This window comes from Edaphobacter sp. (genome assembly GCF_035532915.1).
Lineage (GTDB): Bacteria > Acidobacteriota > Terriglobia > Terriglobales > Acidobacteriaceae > Edaphobacter.
The window spans coordinates 1-3,260 of record NZ_DATKQC010000214.1 but is presented as its reverse complement, the minus strand read 5'-3'; the positions used below and the strand labels follow the sequence as shown (position 1 = coordinate 3,260).

Genomic DNA, 3,260 nt, shown 5'->3' with positions numbered 1-3,260 from the left:
CTTGCCAGTGGGCGAGTTCCGCCGCAAGGTCCCCAAACAACGGCACGGGATTCGAGGTCTTCGCGGCGCAGCGCTTGTACGTGGAGGTGATTGCCTCGAGAAGAACGCTGTCGAGCAAGACGATATCCAGGTCTGGAGGAGTGTTCTCCCCGAGCATGTGCCGTGTCAGGTTCTTTAGAAAAGAGATCTGATCGTTGGAAGGCCTGGTCTCCCCTTTTGGAAGATCCCAGGGATTGATGGTCTGATCGCTGTCGAGCGACATCTCGATCATCTCGCCGCCCATCAATTCAACGAGCGGCTGGTATGAGTCCCCGCGTTCGAGGATAGAAATTAAGGGATTCGCTCGAGCTGCCATCAGTAGCATCTGTTGCGCGGCAAGAGTCTTGCCTCCGCCGCTTTTCGCCATCAACAAACCATTCGCATCCGACAGATCCGGATCGAACATCGAGAACGGGATCAACTGGCGGTAGGGCGTTTCAAACAGAATGAGAGGACTGCGCCGCGTCCCAGTCCAGGGCATTTCCACCGGTACGAGGTCCGCGACGTTCGAGGTCAGCATGTCCTGGTCTCGCTTGTCCGCCTCGGCCATGCCTGGCAGCGTTCCGAGAAAGATGCGCCGTTTGGCGATCGTTTCCATTACGGCCTTCGCGCCGTTCATATGCGTGAACGCGTTGAGAACCTCTTGTGTGCGATTGGCGAGATCGCGCTCGGATCGTTCGAGGTCGGCGAATGTCACGGCGGGCACTGAGGTGCGGACTACAACCGAAAGGCTTAGCTTCGCCGTTTTGAGAGAGGACGAGATGATGTCGCGCTGCACCTGAATAAGTTGGGCCTGCGCTACTTCCGCTTCAGGGTTGGATTTGAAGTTTCCGTTCGCATCCTTCTGCGCGGCGGTCATCTTTTGCAGGCGTTTCTTATAACTTTTGAGAACCTTGACCTGATCGGGAATGACGACCTGCCCGCTGATGACGATGGGAAACCCCAGGGTGGAGAAGTTCTGCAACATACCGGGGAAGGTGGCATCCGGCAGCTCTTTGAGAGAGATCACCGAATACAGATACCCATCGATATTGAGATACGTTTCCGTTTCATTGAGAATGCTTGATTGAGTCGCCTGCTCTCGGGCACTGCGATACTCGAACAGCTCTTCGCCAGGCACATAGGGCCGGTGGTCGCGCCTGGTCGGATGTTGGGAATGCTTCAACTCTTCGAACAATTCCTGGGTGGAGAGTCTCCGGGGACCGAGGTTGGCCGCCTCCATCGACCCCTCGATGCCCCGGAGAATCGACTCAAACTCTGCGAGGTAGGTCTCATGCTCCTTCCGAGTTCGCTGGATCGCCTTTCTCTGGCTTACGGCGAACCCGCCTAGCTTCCGGTTCTGTTGTGCAGAATGATAGAGCTTGGCATGGATGCGAGGGTCCCAGATGAAATAGACATGAAGCCTGTTCTCGAAAAAGAAGCCGCTGCTTTCCTTGCGCCGCCACATCCGGAGACGGTGCGTATCCAGAGCCATAACCTCCGACTGCTCGGCGCGCTGCTGACCGACGTAGCTGTCCAGGAGATCCCCAAGATGCTCGGAGATTTCATAGCGAAACTGGATGCGCATGCTGACGTCGGGCACGCTGCGGAAGAGCGCCTCAAGCATCGACTTGGTCTGATTGCGATCACTGTCAGTCGCGAAATAGGCCAGAATGCCCCGCAGCTCGTATCCAGCGACGAATGCTCCGTTGGTGCGCACCATCACGTTGTCGCCGTTGGGTAGATCCCGCAGAGGGAGCAGTTCACAGACAGCAGGTGCCTTGAGTTTCTTTTCGTGTTCCGCATACGTCATTGGCATAACTCTCTTCTCCCTCCTTGTGCTGGAAGCCCCCCGTCACCGTGCAATCTCTCCGCCGCCAGCATTGCGAGAGGCGTGAGCCCTTCGTGGAACCGTGATGCAAAGACAACGCAGGCAAAGACCGCCTGAGCGGCCTCGGCGTCGAGTTGCAGGTTCACCGTACCGTCCGATTCCGCCTTGATTGAAGCCTGCATATGGCTATTCCTCCTTCCAGTCGACGTAAGCCTCTAACAGTTGCGAATCCCGCTCAAGGGCGCACCACGCATGCGGGGCGAAAAACGAGCGCAGGAGGTCGGTCAAGTAACCGCGGGGCCTGCCGTACTTGAACAGGATCAGGAACGGAACCGCCAGCACCGGCACGACGAACTCCATAAAAATGTTGAGGGGTATTCCAAAGACGTGTGCATTGTTGCCTGCGAAGTGCGCAAGTAGATTCATGAGGGCCGCGAGGGCGAGCACCAGAATCAAGTCCTCGAATTCGAGGCCGAGGAACGTCACCTTGGTATGAAGGTTCCGGTGAACCGGTGTCAGATCCAGACTCATGACATACTCCTCAGATTCCGTGCGCCTGCGTAACCATGGACTCGGCAAGACGCACCATACCCGAGACCATCAAGGCGGCTATCGCCGCGATAAACTTACGAATCCAAGTCGACCCGGGATATATCTCCGAGACGACTCCCCCCATGTGCAAAGCCATCGCTGCGAGCTGGGTCAACGCAAACATGGGCAGAATCACGTTGGCAGTCCAGTTCACCAGGCTCATGGTTGCCATCCAAAAGCCGTCCGCGCTGGTTGGACCCGCATGTTGAACAAAGCCTTCAAGCGCACGAAGCATGCCGGAGCACATCAGCGATGCAAAACCGCCATAAAGAAAGTGTTCGAAGGGGCCGCTCTTGCTGTAGCGATACACCGCTGCCGAGAAGAACATGCCGGCCATCGTCGGCATCATGACGTTGCCGGCCCAGGAAGCGAGATTTGTGATTGCACCGTCAAGACTCATCGATTACTCCTCAAGCCGCCATGGCCTGGAATAGTGTGAGCAGCCCGCTCACACTCAGGAACGAGATCGCGGCAAAGACCATCCTTGTCCAGGGTCTGTGCCTGACAAAATTGATGACCGCTCCGACGCACGCTAATCCCGCCGCCGCGGGCATGATTTGCCCGACGATGTAGTTCCAGAGAGACGTAAGCATGTCGGTAGTCGCGTACTGTCCCCCCGAGTTCCAGCCCTGCATGAGCTGCATGGTCGCGGAGAGAGACATTAAGAAGAGCGCGGCGATGATGGACGGGAGAGGGTTTTCTCCAGCAGCGCCGTCAAGCGTCGCCTTGAGAACGAAGTAGGCGGCAAGTATTGGGACCAGCTTGGCCACCACGATTTGATTGACGAAGGCCTTGAAGATCGTCTCCATGCTGGCGATCC

At 57.1% G+C, this 3,260-nt stretch carries 4 protein-coding genes; all 4 read right to left on the bottom strand.

Annotated features, from left to right (window positions below; genetic code table 11):
- Positions 1-1,837, bottom strand: a 1,837-nt coding sequence (locus VMU57_RS10350; protein ID WP_325383099.1) for a hypothetical protein, incomplete at its 3' end; no start/stop codon positions are given.
- Between the two features lie 198 nt (positions 1,838-2,035).
- Entirely contained in the window at positions 2,036-2,380 is a 345-nt protein-coding gene (locus tag VMU57_RS10345) for a hypothetical protein (RefSeq protein WP_325383097.1), read from the bottom strand.
- A 10-nt stretch (positions 2,381-2,390) separates the two neighbouring features.
- The gene (locus VMU57_RS10340) at positions 2,391-2,840 is read right to left on the bottom strand and encodes a hypothetical protein (protein WP_325383095.1); all 450 of its coding nucleotides are present in this window, start codon (positions 2,838-2,840) and stop codon (positions 2,391-2,393) included.
- Between the two features lie 10 nt (positions 2,841-2,850).
- A partial coding sequence (locus VMU57_RS10335) for a hypothetical protein (RefSeq protein ID WP_325383093.1) occupies positions 2,851-3,260 on the bottom strand: 410 nt, incomplete at its 5' end.

Coding starts and splice junctions, on each gene's coding strand:
- VMU57_RS10345 (WP_325383097.1), bottom strand. CDS start 2,380: ATGAGTCTGGATCTGACACCGGTTCACCGGAACCTTCATACCAAGGTG.
- VMU57_RS10340 (WP_325383095.1), bottom strand. CDS start 2,840: ATGAGTCTTGACGGTGCAATCACAAATCTCGCTTCCTGGGCCGGCAAC.